The organism is Solibacillus sp. FSL W8-0372, from assembly GCF_037969735.1.
In the GTDB taxonomy this organism is placed as follows: domain Bacteria; phylum Bacillota; class Bacilli; order Bacillales_A; family Planococcaceae; genus Solibacillus; species Solibacillus faecavium.
Map to the genome: position 1 here is coordinate 550,157 of NZ_CP150204.1, position 17,082 is coordinate 567,238.

A 17,082-nucleotide genomic window follows, 5' to 3' on the forward strand; every position below is an offset into this window, starting at 1 on the left:
TTTAGCAAGATCTCATCGATTCCTTCATTCTAACTCGAATAAATAAGAGCCAACTCACATAAGGTGAAATATTAAGAAAGCAAGGCTTTTTAGAATTGAGATAGAGAGGGAGAGGACGTGCACGAACATATTCGGCAACGCTGCGTTCGATTGGGTGAACTGTTGGTAGAGACAGGGGTAACCGTGCGTGCACTCGCGAAAATGACGGGATTTTCTAAAAGTACTGTACACAAAGATTTGACAGAGCGCCTAAAACAAGTGAATGAACCACTTGCGCTACAAGTACAACAGGTATTATCCTACAACAAATCAATTCGCCATTTACGCGGTGGTGAAGCAACACGTAAAAAATGGATATCAAAGCAACAAGAAAAAAGCATTTAGGCTGTTTTTATAGCAACTAAATGCTTTTTTAAGTGATTATAACTCCAGAATTATTCCATTAAAATCCATTATAAAGGAAAAACCTTCCCATAATATTGATGTAATTAAGTATTGTATATGATAAAATAACTAAGATACAGATATAAAGATTCGTATGCATGTTGAAAAGGTCGGAAGGAGAATTACAAAACATGTTTTCTAAAGATATTGGGATAGATTTAGGTACTGCAAATGTACTCATTCACCTAAAAGGTAAAGGGATTGTTTTAAATGAGCCATCTGTAGTAGCGATTGATAAAAAGACAAATAAAGTACTGGCAGTCGGTGAAGAAGCACGTCAAATGGTAGGACGTACACCTGGAAACATCGTTGCAATTCGTCCATTAAAAGATGGAGTAATTGCTGATTTTGATGTAACAGAAGCAATGCTAAAGCATTTTATTAATAAATTGGACTTAAAAGGTTTTATGTCAAAGCCACGTATTTTAATATGCTGTCCAACTAATATTACTTCCGTTGAGCAAAAAGCTATTCGTGAGGCTGCAGAAAAATCAGGCGGCAAAAAAGTATACTTGGAAGAAGAACCTAAAGTTGCAGCAATCGGAGCAGGAATGGATATTTTCCAGCCTAGTGGCAATATGGTCGTTGATATCGGTGGAGGTACAACGGATGTTGCGGTGCTATCTATGGGGGATATTGTAACAAGCGAATCTATAAAAGTCGCAGGGGATGTATTCGATAATGATATTTTGCAATACATAAAGAAAGAATACAAGCTGTTAATCGGTGAACGCACAGCAGAAAATATTAAAACAACAATCGGTACAGTTTTCCCTGGTGGACGAAAAGACACAATGGAAATTCGCGGTCGAGATATGGTTACTGGCTTACCAAGAGTAATCGAGATCAATTCAGAAGAGATTGAGCAAGCATTGCGAGAATCGATTGGGATGATTGTTCAGGCAGCGAAAGATGTACTGGAAAAAACGCCACCGGAATTATCGGCAGATATTATCGATCGAGGTGTTATTTTAACAGGCGGTGGTGCATTATTGCACGGGATTGACCAGCTGTTAATTGAAGAGCTGAAAGTACCTGTATTTGTTGCGGAAAACCCAATGGATTGTGTCGCAATTGGAACTGGAATTATGCTAGACAATATTGATCGTGCGGTAAATAAATAAGTTAAATTACTAATAATTCTTTAAATTTTACCGATAAATTATAAATACAAACATAATTAGAGGTGAAAAGGGTGTTTAAAGGTTTTTATACAGTAGCTACAGGAATGGTTGCACAACAACGTAAAACAGAAATTCTGACAAATAATATGGCCAATGCTAATACACCTGGCTTCAAATCAGACCAAACGACAATTCGTTCTTTTCCGGATATGTTAATGTCTGCAGTAAATTCGACAACAATCCCTACCGAAAAGGGCTTTGCATTAAAAAAGCTAAATCCAGTGGGCGCGTTAAATGCTGGCGTATATTTACAAGAAACAATGCCTAATCAAGCGCAAGGCCAAATTTACTCTACAGGCCTAACGACAGATGTAGCATTAATAAATAGTTCGTTACCAATTGACGAGGCTTCAGGCAATTCTGCTCAAATATTTTTCCGTCTGGAAAATGAAAATGGTGTAGAAAGCTATACACGTAACGGGAACTTTACGATGGACGGACAAGGGAATCTAGTAAATCCTCAAGGACTATTTGTATTAGATTCGAATGGCGAGCGTCTGCAATTTTCAAACGACAATATTCGTATTAGTGCAGATGGTGCAATTTTTGACGAAAATGATGTACAGGTTGGCACATTAGGTGTCGCATTTTCTGAAAATCCAGATGTACTTATGAAACAAGAGAATGGTTTATTTACGACATTGGATGGTGTCGATTTACCTTCAGCATACGGCCAGGCAAATGTTCAGTTTTCAATGCAACAACAGTATTTAGAAGGTTCAAATGTCGATGCATCAAAAGCAATGACAGACCTTTTAACCGCATATCGCGCATTTGAAGCAAATCAAAAAGTGCTGCAGGCATATGATAAGAGCATGGAGAAAGCCGTAAACGAAATTGGGCGCGTTAACTAAATAAGGAAATGGCAAATGATTTTCATTAACCGTCGAAGTTTCGTATAATTAAGGAGGTACTAGAAAATGTTACGTACAATGATGACTGCGACAAACACATTGTCACAAGTTCAACAGCAACTAGATACAATCAGTTCAAATATTGCAAATAGTAATACGCATGGTTATAAAGCGCAGCAGGCAAATTTTTCTGAAATGCTTTATCAACAGTTTAAAAACGATGAATATGACCGTACTGTAAGGGATACGCCAGTAGGCATTCGTTATGGTGTTGGGGCACAAATTGGTCAAATTCAATCAAACCAGGCACAGGGTTCAATCCAATTAACAGAACGTGATTTGGATTTTGCTTTAACAACGAAAAATCAATACTTTAATGTATTGATGCAAAATGATGCAGGTGAAGTGCGTACTGCATACACACGTAATGGTAGCTTTTACGTATCTCCTACAGAAGCTGGAATTGTGACACTTGTGAACAGTGACGGATACCAAGTAGCAGATGCAAACGGTCAACCGATTACTTTCCCAGATGATGTGACACAATTCACGATGAATTCAGATGGTACTTTAGTTGCGAACTATGAGAATGGTACAACCTTAACGTTTCAATTAGGTATTTCATCATTGCAAAAACCACAAGTAATGGAAAAATTACAGGGTGGGACATATATTGGGTTACCGGAAAACTTAGATGAGCTTGGATTTACACAAGCGCAAGTGCTAACGGATTTACAGGGAGCGAATCGTCAAGTAGGTATTCAAAAAGGTGCGCTTGAAATGTCGAATGTAGATTTATCGCAAGAAATGACCAATCTGATTCAGGCACAACGCTCATATCAATTTAATACACGTGCAGTAACTATTGCAGACCAAATGCTTGGACTAATTAACGGCATTCGCTAAGCAGTATTTCTAGGGGAGAAAATTTATGACAAAAGAGTTAGATAGACGAGTTGTAGAACAAGCGTCTCCAGCAAAAAAGACGAGACGTAGCTTAAAAGAAGCTTCTGAGCCCAATACGGATCAGCCTACTCGCTGGGTCCGACTTCGTCTAATTCCCATTTGGCTGCGTATAATAGTTGTCATCCTTGTCTTTGGCATCGCAACAATTGCAGGGCTAATTGTTGGCTATAGTATTATAGGGGATGGCGCGACATCAGATGTTTTAAAAGGCGATACATGGCAGCATCTTCTCAATATTATAAATGGGAAAGAGTAGGGATTGTCGGGAAGATCATTACCGAGCAATCCCTTTGCAACGAAAAAGTATATGCGGAACAAAAGCAGCAAGGAAATATGCGCTTTTCTTCCATCCTTTCGTTGTTTTAATGAGCCATACATATTTGGGAACATTTATATACATAATATTATAGAGTAATGAGGGGGATTATTTTGTTAAACTCAGAACAAATTCAAAATATATTACCACACCGCTATCCGTTTTTATTAGTAGATCGTATTCTGGAAATAGAAGAAGGAAAGCGTGCACTAGGTTTAAAAAACGTTTCGATAAATGAAGAATTTTTTAATGGTCATTTTCCGGGCTATCCGGTTATGCCAGGGGTTTTAATTGTCGAGGCATTGGCTCAAGTTGGCGGTGTTGCTCTATTAAATGCACCACAATATAAAGGGAGACTTGTTTTCCTAACAGGTATAGATAATTGTCGCTTTAAACGCCAAGTTGTACCGGGCGATCAATTAAAGTTGGAAGTCGAATTTATAAAATTGCGTGGACAAATGGGTAAAGGCCGAGGAACTGCAACGGTTGACGGCGAGCTCGTATGTGAATGTGAAATTCTGTTTGCTATTGGACCAGAACAGCCAAAGTAAGCGATTTGCATTTATAACATAAAGATTATAAAATATAAAGGTTAAAGATATTATCCGACATCTTTTCACAAAAAGTTACCAAATATTACAAAGAGTGAGATTATTGTAAGTTACCCCTTTTTATGGAAGTTTCAAACACTCATATATAATGAGCGAAGTTCGGCTTTAAACGTAGGAGGTTTTAAAATAGATGTATAAACAACTGTCTTCAGGCGTAAAAATTAGCATTACACGATCAATATCGACGTCGTTTGAAGCTTATTTAGCAAGCATTGGCTGGGATGAAGAAAAGTTTTCAATGGAAGACTTCATGGCAAGCTGGCAAAATTATTTTAAGGAAAATGCAGCTTGGATTGATAAAATACCGGCAGACATTTTGCTTAGCACAGAATTCCATGAAGAAATTGCAAAGAAAATGGATGAGGTCATTGCAAAAATTTTAAATGAAGAGCCAACAGAAAAGCAAAAGAAAGACATTGCTCAATTGCAGAAAAAATTAGGAACAAATTTCAAATTTGACTGCAAAGCAGAAGCCGCTTATGTTGAACAGCTTTTAAAAGATAAATTAAAATAACCACACTTTTTTTGTAGGATAGATCCTTCTTTTCCCGGGCAATCTATGTACGATCACATGAGGACATGATGTGATTGAGCAATGAATGCATACGGAGAGGAGGGATTTTTTTATGCGAAAATCATTTTTGTTAGCACTTTCACTTGGTTCGGCGTTATTTTTAGCGGCATGTAACAACGACGACAACGCTCAAAACGGCAATACTCCTGCGGGGGATGTTAAAAATGGTGTCAATGATGTAATGGATGATACACGTGACGTCATTGATGATACGGTTGACACGGTTGATCCAAATGCAAATGGCCAAAACGGGCAAACAAATGAAAGTACAATGGACAACAATACCAATGTACCGAATGGCTCAAGCGGTCCAAATGGTGATAACGGCGTAACTGCACCAGGTGCACCATCCGTTAACCAAGAAGATATCATTGAGGATAAAAAAGACCGCGATGATAAAGACAAGATAGACAACCGTTAATAAAAGGAAACCAGCGTTCAATTAGGACGCTGGTTTTTTTGGTTCCGAGTGAGCTTTTTGGGGTTGTTCGTCAATTTGATCAAGTTATTCGTCACTTTTGAATCGATAATCGTCAAGTCTTCTGTCATAATCGTCACTTAGCATTATATATTCGCCACTTCAGCGATGATAATCGTCAAATAGAAAAAATACCGCCACTTTGATCAAGTTATTCGTCACTTATGAATTGATAATCATCAAATGTACTGAGGTATTCGTCACCTAGCATCGGATATTCGTCACTTCAGCTTCAGTAATCGTCAAATAGAAAAAAATCGTCACTTTGATCAAGATAATCGTCAAATGAACTGAGGTATTCGTCACTCAGCATCGGATATTCGCCATTTCAGCGATGATAATCGTCAAATAGAAAAAAATCGTCACTTTGATCAAGTTATTCGTCACTTCTGAATCGATAATCGTCAAATGTACTGAGGTATTCGCCACTTCAGCCTCAGTGATCGTCAAATAGAAAAAATCAGCACTTTGATCAAGATAATCGTCACTCATGAATTGATAATCGTCAAATGTACTGAGGTATTCGTCACATAGCATCAGATATTCGCCACTTCAGCCTCAGTAATCGTCAAATAGAAAAAAATCGTCACTTTGATCAAGATAATCGTCACTTATGAATCGATAATCGTCAATTGGACTGAGGTATTCGTCACCTAGCATCGGATATTCGCCACTTCAGCGATGATAATCGTCAAATAGAAAATATGCCATTTTTTTATTATAATCTTCATCCGCTAAAGTTACTTAATGCGTGCTTTTCGCGGTCTTCTTTCTTCCCATTGTAAAATGTCTTCGGGAATAATATAATAAGTACCTTTTTTCGTACCATGGCGCTCGAGGCCGAGTCGTACTAAAAGCTTTGAAGCAGCTTGGATACTTTGAATTCCAAAAAACTCGCGGAACTGTTGATTAGTAATTTTTTCGCTAATTAAAGTACGGTAGTGATAGAATGTTTCGAAAAGGGCAGAACGGCTTTTCAAATTACAGAAATTACAAATAAATAAACCATAATGATAATACATAGTATTTTCAAAATTACACTGTTTACAGAGGACACCTTTACGAAGTCGATTCGGGCTTATGAAACGGCGTGGAGGAAGAGGGTTATAAAGTTGATTAAGCTTTGCAAAAATAACATCAATATTAGCATTTGTTTTAGATGTAGTGCAGTATAGATTTTCGATAAAACTAGGAACACCGCTAATATGAAAAATAGGGAATTTGTCCAATGATGCATCCAAGGTTGCCTGGAAATTTGCAATGACGACAGCAAAATAAACAGGAATATTGATTTGCCATTTCCGCAAACATTGTTCCAAAAATAGTTGGTGGCGGTATACTTGATCAAGCGGATTCCGGAAATTTTCACGCTTGTCGTTATGGATGCGGAAAAATTCATGCTGTCCAGGTTTGTAGAATAATGCGCCGGATAGTTGCTTTACTTCAAATATCAAAACAAAGAATGGAGTAATTAAAATCGCATCAATTTGGTGCGAGAAGCCATTTTCATTTATACATTCGAAATTATAAATAATGTGATATTCCGTTTTAAAAAAATAGTCAGAAAGAGCTTGCTTTAGCTTCACTTCACCCGATAATCCCGCCTCCAACCGATAAAACTCCTGCTGAATTGAACTCACCTCATAGTCATCTGGTAAAATTCGTTTTATTAAGGTTTCTGTATAAAGGTAATGCCTTGATTTTTGCACTGATTTCACCTCCACCATAAATATACGATGTGTGAAATTCATTTACAAATTACACCAAAATTTCAATTTCAAATCGTTTGCTAAAGTAAATTGCTTTTTTCACCATATCTGCTCATATTAAATATTCAATTCTACAAAAAAAGCACAGTATCAATTACTGTACTTTCACTTTTTATCTTTTAATGAAGGACGATTACGCATTCCTTGTTCAAATGCCTCAAGAAGTTCATCGTTACGTAAACCATCCTCAAGCAGCTTTCCTAATAATAGCTCTGCGTACTTTTTACGCTGTGCTTTTAACCGACCTTTTATAAGTACTGAAATTTTATCGTCCAATTTTGTAATGGAATGCACGACAACAGCGAATGGTGCGGGTTCATTGTCAGGAAGAGAGATAATGGCACGTGCATCAATTGCTTCGCCGGATGTGATATAGTTTTGGAAAAAATCATAGTATGTATCTTCTGTAAAAAGTTCTAAAATCCACATTTGATGGCTGTTTTCCTGGTTAATAATAATCCCATCAATTAAAGGGATCTTTTTAATTTCATTCGAAAGTAATAAATCGAAACCAAGCATTTTAAATGTCTTCAATTATTAAATCCCCCTCAATTGTCTTTTGTAAAAGTATAACATATAAAAAATGCGAAACTGTAAGAATCAGCATACTTAAATTAATGCTTTCAAGCTACTGTTTATTAGCATTTACCTGAAAATCCGTCTGTAACCAAGGAGGTTAAATTAATTTTTTCGAAGCTCATATGGCTTGAAATTGTCATTTTGCCGTTTTGCCAAAAAAGAATCATGTCGGCTATGATAAAGCTAGTTCCGAAAGAAGGGAGGTCAAAGAATGAATCATGTTGGACTTGTTGGACGAACGACGAAAGATGCTGTACTCAGACAATTATCGGAAGGGCGTGTGCAGACAAGTTTTGCAGTCGCTATTAACCGCCCATATAAAAATAGTGAAGGGAAGGTCGATGCGGATTTCGTACAATGTATTGCATGGGGGAAAATAGCCGAAGTAATCACGAAGTATTGTGGAAAGGGCTCGCTCATCGGTATTAAAGGACGTATACAGTCAAGAACTTATACAAATCGTGATAACCAAAAGGTGTATACGATGGAAGTGAATGCGGAGGAAGTCCAATTTTATGCATTAAAAACCCCTGGTGAAGCAGAAATACTTGCATCATCCCCCTCTATTTCAGCAGATTTCGTACTACCCGAACATGACAGCAAACTCGTAAAAACACTTTAAATTATTGTGTACTCTCCTAAAAGTAAATTCCTATAGCGGAGGTGAATAGCTTTAATCTACTGTTTGACCGCACAGTAGTACATTCTTTCTCACAATCCTATAACAACTGAATATAAGTAGTGAAGTAAGCATAAAAAAGAGTCTACTTCATGGCGTAAAAGTAGACTCTTTTTATTATTTTAAATTACCGGTATCGAGAACGAGTAAATCCATTAGTTCTGAATCATCAAGCTCAGTCAGCCATTTGCTCGATTGTATTAATTCTTCGGACAGTGTAGATTTCATTGCAATCATTTTATCGATTTTCTCCTCAATTGTTCCAATCGTAACAAACTTATGCACCTGGACAAACTGTGTTTGCCCGATTCGATAAGCCCGGTCTGTCGCCTGGTTCTCAACTGCTGGATTCCACCATCGATCGGCATGGAGTACATGTGTAGCTGCAGTTAAGTTGAGCCCGGTACCGCCCGCTTTAAGCGAAAGTAAAAATACAGGGAATTCACCTGCCTGAAACTGTTCGACTAAATTGTCGCGCTGTTGTTTTGGCATGCTCCCGGTCAGGAACGGTACATCCACATCATAAAGCTCTGTTAAGCAATGCTGGATTAAATTACCCATTCCGATGTACTGAGTGAAAATTAAACATTGCTCACCATTATCAATAATTTCCTTTGTCATTTCAATAATACGCTTTAGCTTTACTGAACGTTTGACCATACTATTGGCACTATCAAATGGCTCTTTTAAGAATAACGCAGGGTGATTACATAGCTGTTTTAATTTATTGAGCATTTTTAAAATACGCCCTTTTTTCTCAAAACCTGTCAGTTGTTCAAGTGATGCAAGTGTATCTTGAATATATCCTTCATAATGTGCAGCTTGCTCAGGTGTAAGTGCACAAAACTCATGTGATTCTTGCTTTTCCGGTAAGTTTAACTGAAGATCTGGATCGCGTTTTGAACGACGTAGTAAAAACGGACGAATTTTCATCCGTAAAACGCGTTTATGAGTTTCTGATTCATCGCGTTCAATTGGCGTAATAAAATTATCCGCAAACCTCGTAAAACTACCTAAGTAACCTTTATGGATAAAATCAAAAATGGCCCAAAGCTCTGAAAGGCGGTTTTCAACAGGTGTTCCAGTTAGCGCGATATGATGGTCGCCCTTTAATTTACGAATCGCACGGGATTGCAATGTTTGCATATTTTTAATGTTTTGCGCTTCATCCAAAGCGATTGTCGACCAATCAATTTGCTGTAAATCATCCGAATCCTGAGTAACTGTTCCATATGTCGAAAGAATGACATGAGGACGTTGCGACGCTACATAGCTTGTTAAGTCATCCCCTTTTAGACGACGAGGACCATAATGTGTATACACTTCTAAATCAGGAGCAAAGCGAGTCAGCTCTTTTTGCCAGTTTCCGACAACAGATGTTGGGCATACAATTAATGTCGGTTTATCTATTTGAAGCACAGATACGGTATGCAACATGTACGTAATAAGCTGTACAGTCTTACCAAGCCCCATATCATCTGCTAAACAGGCTCCGAATTTTTGGTCACGCATAAAGACGAGCCATTCAAAACCTTCCTGTTGATATGGACGTAATTCAGCATGGAGCTTAGCTGGCACTTTGACTTTTGGTAATCCTTTTTTATTTTGCAGCTGGTTAATATAAGATTGAAGCGATTGCTGCATTTCAAATGCGAATAATGGGTCATCACGCTCGGCATCTGAATCTCCTTCATCTTCCAAAGGCGCAGTCAGCGTTTCAGGGAGTTCACGGAACAGTAAATCGCGTACTGTCCAATTTTCTTCTTTCGCCTGTTCCATCAGTTCACGCATTTCATTGAGCCATTCTGCATCGATTCGGAACCATTCTGTACCGACACGAACAAATTCCCGTTTTTCGTCCACAAGTTTTTGGAAAGCCTCAGCTGAAATTTCTTCGCCATTCATCGAAAACTGCCATTTGAATGTCAATATATCGTCAAGACCTGCCACACTTCGAGCGGATTGGTTATTTGCACTTACTCGTACGCGCATTTTAGATTGCCTTAATTCTTTAAGCCATGCAGGTAAAATTACTTCAAAACCTAATGCTTGTAATTTGGCTAGTTCCTGACGCAGAAAATCACGAACTTCAAGATCATTGAATTGGGTATGAATAAAGTGCGTACTTTCCGCATTTAATTGAATTAAATCAATTATTTGCTTTTGTATCTCTTCAATGTTATTTGCAATCGTACTCCATTTTTTCGGCAATGCCTCTTCAATTAGAAGTTTGCGTTTTGACGAAGCAGGTGTCCAATGTTTAACGGAACTGGGGCTAATAAGGACGGTTTCTAAAACCCAGTTTTCTTCATTTTCTTCTGGTTCGCTTAAGCGTAGTGCCATTTTAACACCGTCAAAAACATGTGAAGTTTGCATCGGCCAACCACCATTTTGGAAAAAAGGAATGAGTGCCAATGTATCTTCCTTAGTTAATCCTGCGTCCATCAATTTTTGTTCAACCGCATATTGTAATAGGTCATTTGGAAAAGCAAAATCATCTGCTGTCACTGTTGCCTGTTGCCAAAGTGTTGGAGCGTTCCATAGTGGTAAAGTCGTTTGCAATGTCTTAAAGTACTCAGCGGTTTCTTCGTCATAAGCAGCAAAGTCCAAAAATGGATGACGGTTAGCAGGTGATAGAACATCGAGCAATTGAGCTGCTGATAGGATTAAATCACGTTCTTCCAACGAAGTGCTTAATCCATAGAAATTTTGTTCAAACTTAAAAAATAGCGACGGAATCCAGTTGGCTGTCGGTAAAATTAAGTCATTTTTATTGTACGCAGTAGCGCGGAAGTAACCAGGACGTAACTCCGTAAGCTTAATGCGAAATACTTTTAAAAAGGGTAGCTTTGTATTAAATAAATAATGCATAGTATTTGCGCTAAAAACGCAATGTCACCTCCTATTAGCAAAATACATAACTTATCCGAGTAAGTTGCTTTTGTTCATTTCTTCTTGTAGCGCACGCAAACGCTTGAATTGTTGCTGTACGGCCTCGATATATGATGTGAAATAGTCGAGCTTTCCGGCTTTTTTGGAAGCGTTTTTCATGGCACGCCAAATTCGTACGGCTTGTTTATAGTTTTGACGTGACTTTTGCTGAATTTCCTCCATCGCATAGTAATGATAAAGAGGAAGCGCAGTTTCGGGAGATTGCGTAACAACATCCTTTAAGCCACATTGCTCCAAATAAGGAATGGAGGACTTATAAAGCTGATGCAGAGCGACCCATTCATCCAAGCGATTGTGGCGCAATAAATAATTGGAAAACGACTCAATGCCATATCGTCCAAAAGAAGCGTATAATGCCAGCTCTTCTTCTTCAGTTAACGAAATTTGCCCATATAATTTATCTAGCTTACGTGTAAATTTCTGACGACGAATTGGGAGCAAATTGTCCTGTACAAACGTCTGTAATAAAGGAAGCGCCTTTTTCAATATAATCGCTGCTTCATCGACATGTCCTTTATGAAGAGCGTATTGTGCGACTTCTATAAAGCTTTCTACATTATCTTCATCCAATATTTCCGTTACACGCTCCAAAGGTGATGTAGAACCTAATAAAATATAGAAAATCGCCAATACTACATCTAAATCCAAATCCGTTTCGATATCAGAGCTTTGTTCCAAAAGTGTTAATTCGTTTGTAATGCGTTTCTTTTCATCAAAGAGTTTCGTCCAAAATTGCAAATACAGTGCCAGGCGGAATGATTTTGCTCCCTTTTCAATAAAGAGAATGTCTCGTACACTTTGTTGCAAGGCATCATAAAACGGTTCTGTAGCAAATAAGCGTGTCGTTTTACTTAATACATCAATCGAACGTTGAATGCGGCTTAATGTATTTTCCAAAAAGAATTGAAAATAATGATGTTCCATATCTGTTTTTGTTTTAACCGCATGCAAAAGAAAATGCTTCAAAATGGCAACGTCCATAAACAATTGGTATAGCTCTTGCCATTCCTGCTCATACGGACGATGACGCTGAATTTTAGAACGAATACTTTCGCTTAGTGCAGACATTGCATACGGCTCAATCGGCTGGGGACCTTTTACCGCATAATTCAGTATTTCGTCGGCCATCCTTTGCCAGTTTTCCGGGCTTCGTGTTGCTGCCAGTGAATGCAAAGGAATTGATTTTTTAGAACGCCAATTGGTAAGCCATTGCTGTAAGGAAATAAAGTATTGCGATAGCTTTAAAATAGTTGCGAGCTGATGCCTGCACAGCTCCTTTTTAGGGCAACTACAGCTAATTTCCTTATGGGGGAAATTAATTGTCACTTCAGCAGTATTCACATCCTGTATTTGGCATACGAGGATTTGAGTGAATGTAGAATAATGTGGCGGCTTGATTGCCTGATTGCGAATAGAAAACATAGCGCGAGTCACCAATTCTGCATCTTCATCTGCTGAAGGGTGAAGCTGATCTTCAAAAGTTTGTAATGTATGTTGAATAAAATCTTTATGAGCATGAGCAATTTCAGAAAACGTTAAACTCAAAACGGGTTTCCCCTCCTAATTATCAATTACGCCTCGTGTTATTTGTTCGGATTTGCTGTTCGATAGCGCAAAGAATCCTTACTTGAATGTTGGAGGCTTTAACTTCCGCAAAAAACAGGTTAAAATTTACAGCGATCTTGCCACCCGATGGGAGGAGCGGTCTGTATACGTCAATAACCTAAAAAAAGGGTTTTCCTGTAAGAAGTTAAAAAAGTCGTTCCTTCCATTATAATACGAATTACTACAAAGCGGTAATTTGAATAGTACAGAATAAATTTTTTATAGGAATGTTAAGTTTAGGAAGTTTGAAAAAAAGAAAGTATGGGGAAACTATAAGAAATGAGTAAAGCAGCAGGAACTTTTCGGTGAAACAATCCATATGATAATTGAAATTAGGTCTTAGGACTCGAATAAATTGCGTGAAAATTAAAATAAAGGAGGAATTCCAATGATTCAAGTTCAATTTATGAAGCCATTCTATACAAAAATGACAGGTACAAAATTACGCTTAGTTTTTGCTTATCAATATTTTTCAATCACAAAAGAAGAGGAAATTTTCCACTTCATTCCGATCGAGGGCAAAGAAATGATTATTGATTTAAATTCAATGCAAGTTGAAAATTTATCAGAAGTATTTGTCTTCCAGCGCGGTAATCGATTTGTACGTCTTCCACTTTATCAACTTTTACTTGTATCTAACGTACATGAATATTTAATGCCTCTTATCGAGGAAGTGTCCAATCAAGTAAGACCTACGGATAGTGAAAAGCAGTACCAATTTAATGAAGAGGTTGAAAGTATTGTGCGTAACTTAGAAGAGCATAATTTAACACGCTTAATCGATGATGCCCTAGAAGCACGCAACGAAGCATTATTCCATGACCTAATGGCAGAGAAAGCAAAATTAACTGGAGGCTATGCATCGTGATCGACCAACATCAATATTAAATCCTGTTAGCTTAGTGTAGCTAATGGGGTTTTTTCTTTTTGAATGTGGGGGAAGTGAATGGCAGGTGAATCGCTATTAGTTAAAAGTGGCGAATATGCGGATGTGAGTGACGATTAAATCTTAAAAGTGTCTAAAATATTCCTGATTTACGAATATCAAGGGAGAAGTGGATATTATTTATTGCTAAGTGTCTAATATCACATTGGAGTAGGCGATTATCAGTTCTGAAGTGACGAATAAATCAAATATTGTGGCGAATAAAGTTTTGTGCAGTAGCTAACGGAGAAGTAATTGCAAAGGGTGGCGAATATGCGGATGCGAGTGACGATTAAAACTTAAAAGTGTCTAAAATATTTCTGATTGACGAATATCAATGGAGAAGTGGACATTATTTTTTGCCGAGTGTCTAATATCACATGAGAATAGTCGATTATCGATTCGAAAGTGGCGAATAAGAAGAAAATAGCGGCGAATAAAGTTGGTTGTGAAAAAATCATTAAAGTTACTACAAAAAGTGGAATGTTGGTCTACCCCAATTCACAACAGTCCGTATAATACCTCCCAAAAGGGGAAGTTTATAATAAAATGCGGATTTATACTGAACGCTCTCCTTATTAAATATGCTACTTCAACAAAAAATAAAAACTATTTCACACAGCGTATAGAAAGTTGTATACTGTAAGGCAGGACTATTTTTCTAAGCATTAAACTGCAACCATTCGATTAATAATTTCGTTACATATATAAAGCGGATCTAAAAACCGTATAAAATTGAATGCGGGCGAAATGCGCGGAACAAAATAAACAATAATCAAACAATGAGATATAGCTTTTTTGAAAGTGAAAGGGAGAAACGATCATGACAAAATCAATCTGTGTCGTTGGGTTAGGATATATCGGCTTACCAACGGCGGTAATGTTTGCAAATCACGGCGTAAAGGTACACGGTGTTGATGTGAATCCAGCAGCTGTGAAAAGTATTCAGGAGAAACAATTACATATCGAGGAGAATGGCTTGCAGGAGCGCCTGAATAAGGCAGTAGATGAAGGCTTTTTAACTGCATCTACAACACCGGTAACTTCAGATGTGTACATTGTCGCGGTACCGTCACCGATTAATCCGGACAATACAGCGAATTTAGAATATGTTCGTCAGGCAACGGCTTCAATCGTACCTTTCGTGAAAAAAGGCGATTTAGTAATATTAGAATCAACAGTTCCTCCAAAAACTGTTGAAAATGTAATGTTGCCGGAATTAGTGAAATCTGGTCTTGAAATTGGGACAGAACTATTTGTATCCCATTCTCCAGAGCGTGTTATTCCAGGACGTATTTTTGAAGAGCTAGTTAACAATGATCGTATTGTTGGCGGGATTTCTCAAAAATCAGCTGAGCTTACAAAGGAGCTATACGAAACATTTGTAAAAGGCGAAATCCATTTAACAGACGCTACGACAGCAGAATTAGTAAAAGTTATGGAAAACACTTACCGTGATGTAAACATTGCGTTTGCCAATGAATTAGCGAAAATGGCAGAGAAATTAGACGTGAATATTTGGGAAGCAATTAAATTTGCAAACTACCATCCACGTGTAAACGTCCATTTCCCAGGTCCAGGTGTAGGTGGTCACTGTATCGCAGTAGATCCATGGTTCCTAGTGGAATTAGGTGGCGAACAAGCCCAAATTATTCACCTTTCCCGTAATACAAATGACTCTATGCCAAGCTTCACTGCACAAAAAACACAAGCTATTTTAAATAAAAATGGTATTGCTGGTGCAACAGTAGGCGCTTTCGGTTTAGCATTCAAAGGAAATGTAGATGATATGCGTGAAAGCCCATCAACAATTGTTATTGATGAATTGCAAAAACTTGGCTTAACAGTTGTGTCACATGACCCGCATATTAAGCAAAATAAGCATGAAACACAAACACAAAGCATGCAGGAAGCATTGGAGCAGTCGGATATTTTAGTATTCCTAACAGATCATAAAGAATTCCGTGAGCTTGATCCTGCAACGTTAAATGCAAAAAGCAAAATCGTATTTGATACGAAAAACTGCTTAAACCGCGAAGTGTGGGAAAAAGCAGGCTTCCAGTTCCACTTACTAGGAGATGCGAAGAACTAATAAAGTAAATTCGGCAGTGCGTATAAAACGTACTGCCTGCTGTTTTTATAGAAGCAATATTGAGAAAGGAAGAGTGAAATGAAAGAAACTGTACTCGGCATACAAGTGAATACCGAAAGCTATGATGATTTGTTGCCAATTGTATTCGATCAGATCGAAAAAGAGCAAAAATCATTAATTGTGGCCATTAACCCAGAAAAAATTATAAAAGCAAAAGAAGATCCAGCATTAAAAACACTTCTCAATAATGCTGAATTTCAAATTCCAGATGGCATCGGTGTCATTTTAGCCTCCAAAATACAAAAGGGACAAATCACATCACGTGTTACTGGTGTAGATATGATGCTCCGTCTATGTGAAGAATCAGCAAAACGAGGAAAGCCGATTTTTTTATACGGCGGAAAGCCAGGTGTTGCTGATAAAGCAGCAGAGAAGTTAAAAGAGCTTTACCCAACGATTCAAATTGCTGGTACACAGGATGGATATGAAAAGGATAATCAAAAGGTACTAGCTAAGATTAATGAAGCAAAGCCTGATTTATTATTTGTTGCAATGGGATCACCGAAGCAGGAAAATTGGATTAACGCAAATAGAGACCAACTTCACCCAACAATTTATCAAGGGGTAGGTGGGTCATTTGATGTGCTTGCAGGAAATGTGAAGCGTGCACCAGAAGCGTTCCAAAAAGTGGGTATGGAGTGGTTTTATCGTTTAATGAAAGAACCACATCGGATTAAACGTCAAGTAGCGCTTCCTTTATTCTTGCTGGAAGTGGCACGGAATTCTAAAAGGAACAAGTAATGGAAAAAAAATAGTGTAATGTTTGTAATATTTGATTGTGTATTTGTAATGTAAGTGTTACACTAAATTCAGTAGTAAGATTTCCTCTACAATATATAGTTAAATTTATACTTTTCCCTGCAAGGAAAAAAACGGTTGGTAGCCCGAGAAAAAGGCTTTAGCATCTATATGCTAAAGCCTTTTTCTTTTTTTATTTTTGTCGAAATTTATCGAATTGGTTCTATAAATTTGCAGGATTAATATACTAGCTAGG

At 37.7% G+C, this 17,082-nt stretch carries 17 protein-coding genes; 12 read left to right on the forward strand and 5 right to left on the reverse strand.

Annotation, left to right across the window (positions count from 1 at the left end):
* Positions 1-117: 117 nt before the first annotated feature.
* From MKY13_RS02760 to MKY13_RS02795, 8 genes are all read left to right on the forward strand, one after another.
* Entirely contained in the window at positions 118-384 is a 267-nt protein-coding gene (locus MKY13_RS02760) for a sporulation transcriptional regulator SpoIIID (RefSeq protein ID WP_191700818.1), read from the forward strand.
* 191 nt (positions 385-575) lie between these two features.
* Positions 576-1,568 (forward strand): rod shape-determining protein, encoded by a 993-nt coding sequence (locus MKY13_RS02765; protein ID WP_318245218.1) that lies wholly within the window; start codon positions 576-578, stop codon positions 1,566-1,568.
* A 71-nt stretch (positions 1,569-1,639) separates the two neighbouring features.
* Positions 1,640-2,482 carry a flagellar hook-basal body protein gene (locus MKY13_RS02770; protein ID WP_191700820.1) on the forward strand — a complete coding sequence of 281 codons (843 nt, stop codon included), beginning with the start codon at positions 1,640-1,642 and terminating at the stop codon, positions 2,480-2,482.
* Positions 2,483-2,548: 66 nt separating this feature from the next.
* Complete coding sequence (locus tag MKY13_RS02775) at positions 2,549-3,388, forward strand: flagellar hook-basal body protein (protein WP_339215145.1); 840 nt, start codon at positions 2,549-2,551, stop codon at positions 3,386-3,388.
* Between the two features lie 25 nt (positions 3,389-3,413).
* Positions 3,414-3,704 carry a DNA-directed RNA polymerase subunit beta gene (locus MKY13_RS02780; protein ID WP_339215147.1) on the forward strand — a complete coding sequence of 97 codons (291 nt, stop codon included), beginning with the start codon at positions 3,414-3,416 and terminating at the stop codon, positions 3,702-3,704.
* A 173-nt stretch (positions 3,705-3,877) separates the two neighbouring features.
* Positions 3,878-4,315 (forward strand): 3-hydroxyacyl-ACP dehydratase FabZ, encoded by a 438-nt coding sequence (gene fabZ / locus MKY13_RS02785; protein ID WP_191700823.1) that lies wholly within the window; start codon positions 3,878-3,880, stop codon positions 4,313-4,315.
* A 190-nt stretch (positions 4,316-4,505) separates the two neighbouring features.
* Positions 4,506-4,889 carry a hypothetical protein gene (locus MKY13_RS02790; protein ID WP_191700824.1) on the forward strand — a complete coding sequence of 128 codons (384 nt, stop codon included), beginning with the start codon at positions 4,506-4,508 and terminating at the stop codon, positions 4,887-4,889.
* A gap of 112 nt (positions 4,890-5,001) precedes the next feature.
* Complete coding sequence (locus MKY13_RS02795; protein WP_191700825.1) at positions 5,002-5,370, forward strand: hypothetical protein; 369 nt, start codon at positions 5,002-5,004, stop codon at positions 5,368-5,370.
* 363 nt (positions 5,371-5,733) lie between these two features.
* Here MKY13_RS02795 and MKY13_RS02800 read toward each other — a convergent pair whose 3' ends face one another.
* The 3 genes from MKY13_RS02800 to MKY13_RS02810 all read right to left on the reverse strand — a co-directional run bounded on the left by MKY13_RS02800 (position 5,734) and on the right by MKY13_RS02810 (position 7,730).
* Positions 5,734-5,919 (reverse strand): hypothetical protein, encoded by a 186-nt coding sequence (locus MKY13_RS02800; protein WP_339215151.1) that lies wholly within the window; start codon positions 5,917-5,919, stop codon positions 5,734-5,736.
* A gap of 248 nt (positions 5,920-6,167) precedes the next feature.
* Positions 6,168-7,136: a nuclease-related domain-containing protein gene (locus MKY13_RS02805; RefSeq protein WP_191700827.1), complete on the reverse strand. Its 969-nt coding sequence runs from the start codon at positions 7,134-7,136 to the stop codon at positions 6,168-6,170.
* Positions 7,137-7,301: 165 nt separating this feature from the next.
* Positions 7,302-7,730, reverse strand: coding sequence for a YwpF-like family protein (locus MKY13_RS02810; protein ID WP_191700828.1), 429 nt, complete (start codon positions 7,728-7,730; stop codon positions 7,302-7,304).
* 256 nt (positions 7,731-7,986) lie between these two features.
* Between MKY13_RS02810 and MKY13_RS02815 the strand changes: the two genes are divergently transcribed.
* On the forward strand, positions 7,987-8,397 hold the full coding sequence (locus MKY13_RS02815) for a single-stranded DNA-binding protein (RefSeq protein WP_339215152.1): 411 nt from the start codon (positions 7,987-7,989) through the stop codon (positions 8,395-8,397).
* Positions 8,398-8,571: 174 nt separating this feature from the next.
* Here MKY13_RS02815 and MKY13_RS02820 read toward each other — a convergent pair whose 3' ends face one another.
* Positions 8,572-11,325, reverse strand: a complete 2,754-nt coding sequence (locus MKY13_RS02820) for a DEAD/DEAH box helicase (protein WP_339215154.1) — start codon at positions 11,323-11,325, stop codon at positions 8,572-8,574.
* Positions 11,326-11,376: 51 nt separating this feature from the next.
* Positions 11,377-12,951, reverse strand: a complete 1,575-nt coding sequence (locus MKY13_RS02825; protein ID WP_191700831.1) for an SWIM zinc finger family protein — start codon at positions 12,949-12,951, stop codon at positions 11,377-11,379.
* 448 nt (positions 12,952-13,399) lie between these two features.
* Here MKY13_RS02825 and MKY13_RS02830 point away from each other — a divergent pair, with 448 nt between their 5' ends.
* The 3 genes from MKY13_RS02830 (at position 13,400) to MKY13_RS02840 (ending at position 16,829) form a co-directional block, all read left to right on the forward strand.
* Positions 13,400-13,879: an IDEAL domain-containing protein gene (locus MKY13_RS02830; protein ID WP_339215156.1), complete on the forward strand. Its 480-nt coding sequence runs from the start codon at positions 13,400-13,402 to the stop codon at positions 13,877-13,879.
* 880 nt (positions 13,880-14,759) lie between these two features.
* Positions 14,760-16,028: a nucleotide sugar dehydrogenase gene (locus MKY13_RS02835; protein ID WP_339215158.1), complete on the forward strand. Its 1,269-nt coding sequence runs from the start codon at positions 14,760-14,762 to the stop codon at positions 16,026-16,028.
* Positions 16,029-16,106: 78 nt separating this feature from the next.
* Positions 16,107-16,829 carry a WecB/TagA/CpsF family glycosyltransferase gene (locus tag MKY13_RS02840; RefSeq protein WP_339215160.1) on the forward strand — a complete coding sequence of 241 codons (723 nt, stop codon included), beginning with the start codon at positions 16,107-16,109 and terminating at the stop codon, positions 16,827-16,829.
* Positions 16,830-17,082: the final 253 nt, after the last annotated feature.

Coding starts and splice junctions, on each gene's coding strand:
- MKY13_RS02765 (WP_318245218.1), top strand. CDS start 576: ATGTTTTCTAAAGATATTGGGATAGATTTAGGTACTGCAAATGTACTC.
- MKY13_RS02775 (WP_339215145.1), top strand. CDS start 2,549: ATGTTACGTACAATGATGACTGCGACAAACACATTGTCACAAGTTCAA.
- MKY13_RS02780 (WP_339215147.1), top strand. CDS start 3,414: ATGACAAAAGAGTTAGATAGACGAGTTGTAGAACAAGCGTCTCCAGCA.
- MKY13_RS02790 (WP_191700824.1), top strand. CDS start 4,506: ATGTATAAACAACTGTCTTCAGGCGTAAAAATTAGCATTACACGATCA.
- MKY13_RS02795 (WP_191700825.1), top strand. CDS start 5,002: ATGCGAAAATCATTTTTGTTAGCACTTTCACTTGGTTCGGCGTTATTT.
- MKY13_RS02800 (WP_339215151.1), bottom strand. CDS start 5,919: ATGAGTGACGATTATCTTGATCAAAGTGCTGATTTTTTCTATTTGACG.
- MKY13_RS02815 (WP_339215152.1), top strand. CDS start 7,987: ATGAATCATGTTGGACTTGTTGGACGAACGACGAAAGATGCTGTACTC.
- MKY13_RS02820 (WP_339215154.1), bottom strand. CDS start 11,325: ATGCATTATTTATTTAATACAAAGCTACCCTTTTTAAAAGTATTTCGC.
- MKY13_RS02830 (WP_339215156.1), top strand. CDS start 13,400: ATGATTCAAGTTCAATTTATGAAGCCATTCTATACAAAAATGACAGGT.
- MKY13_RS02835 (WP_339215158.1), top strand. CDS start 14,760: ATGACAAAATCAATCTGTGTCGTTGGGTTAGGATATATCGGCTTACCA.
- MKY13_RS02840 (WP_339215160.1), top strand. CDS start 16,107: ATGAAAGAAACTGTACTCGGCATACAAGTGAATACCGAAAGCTATGAT.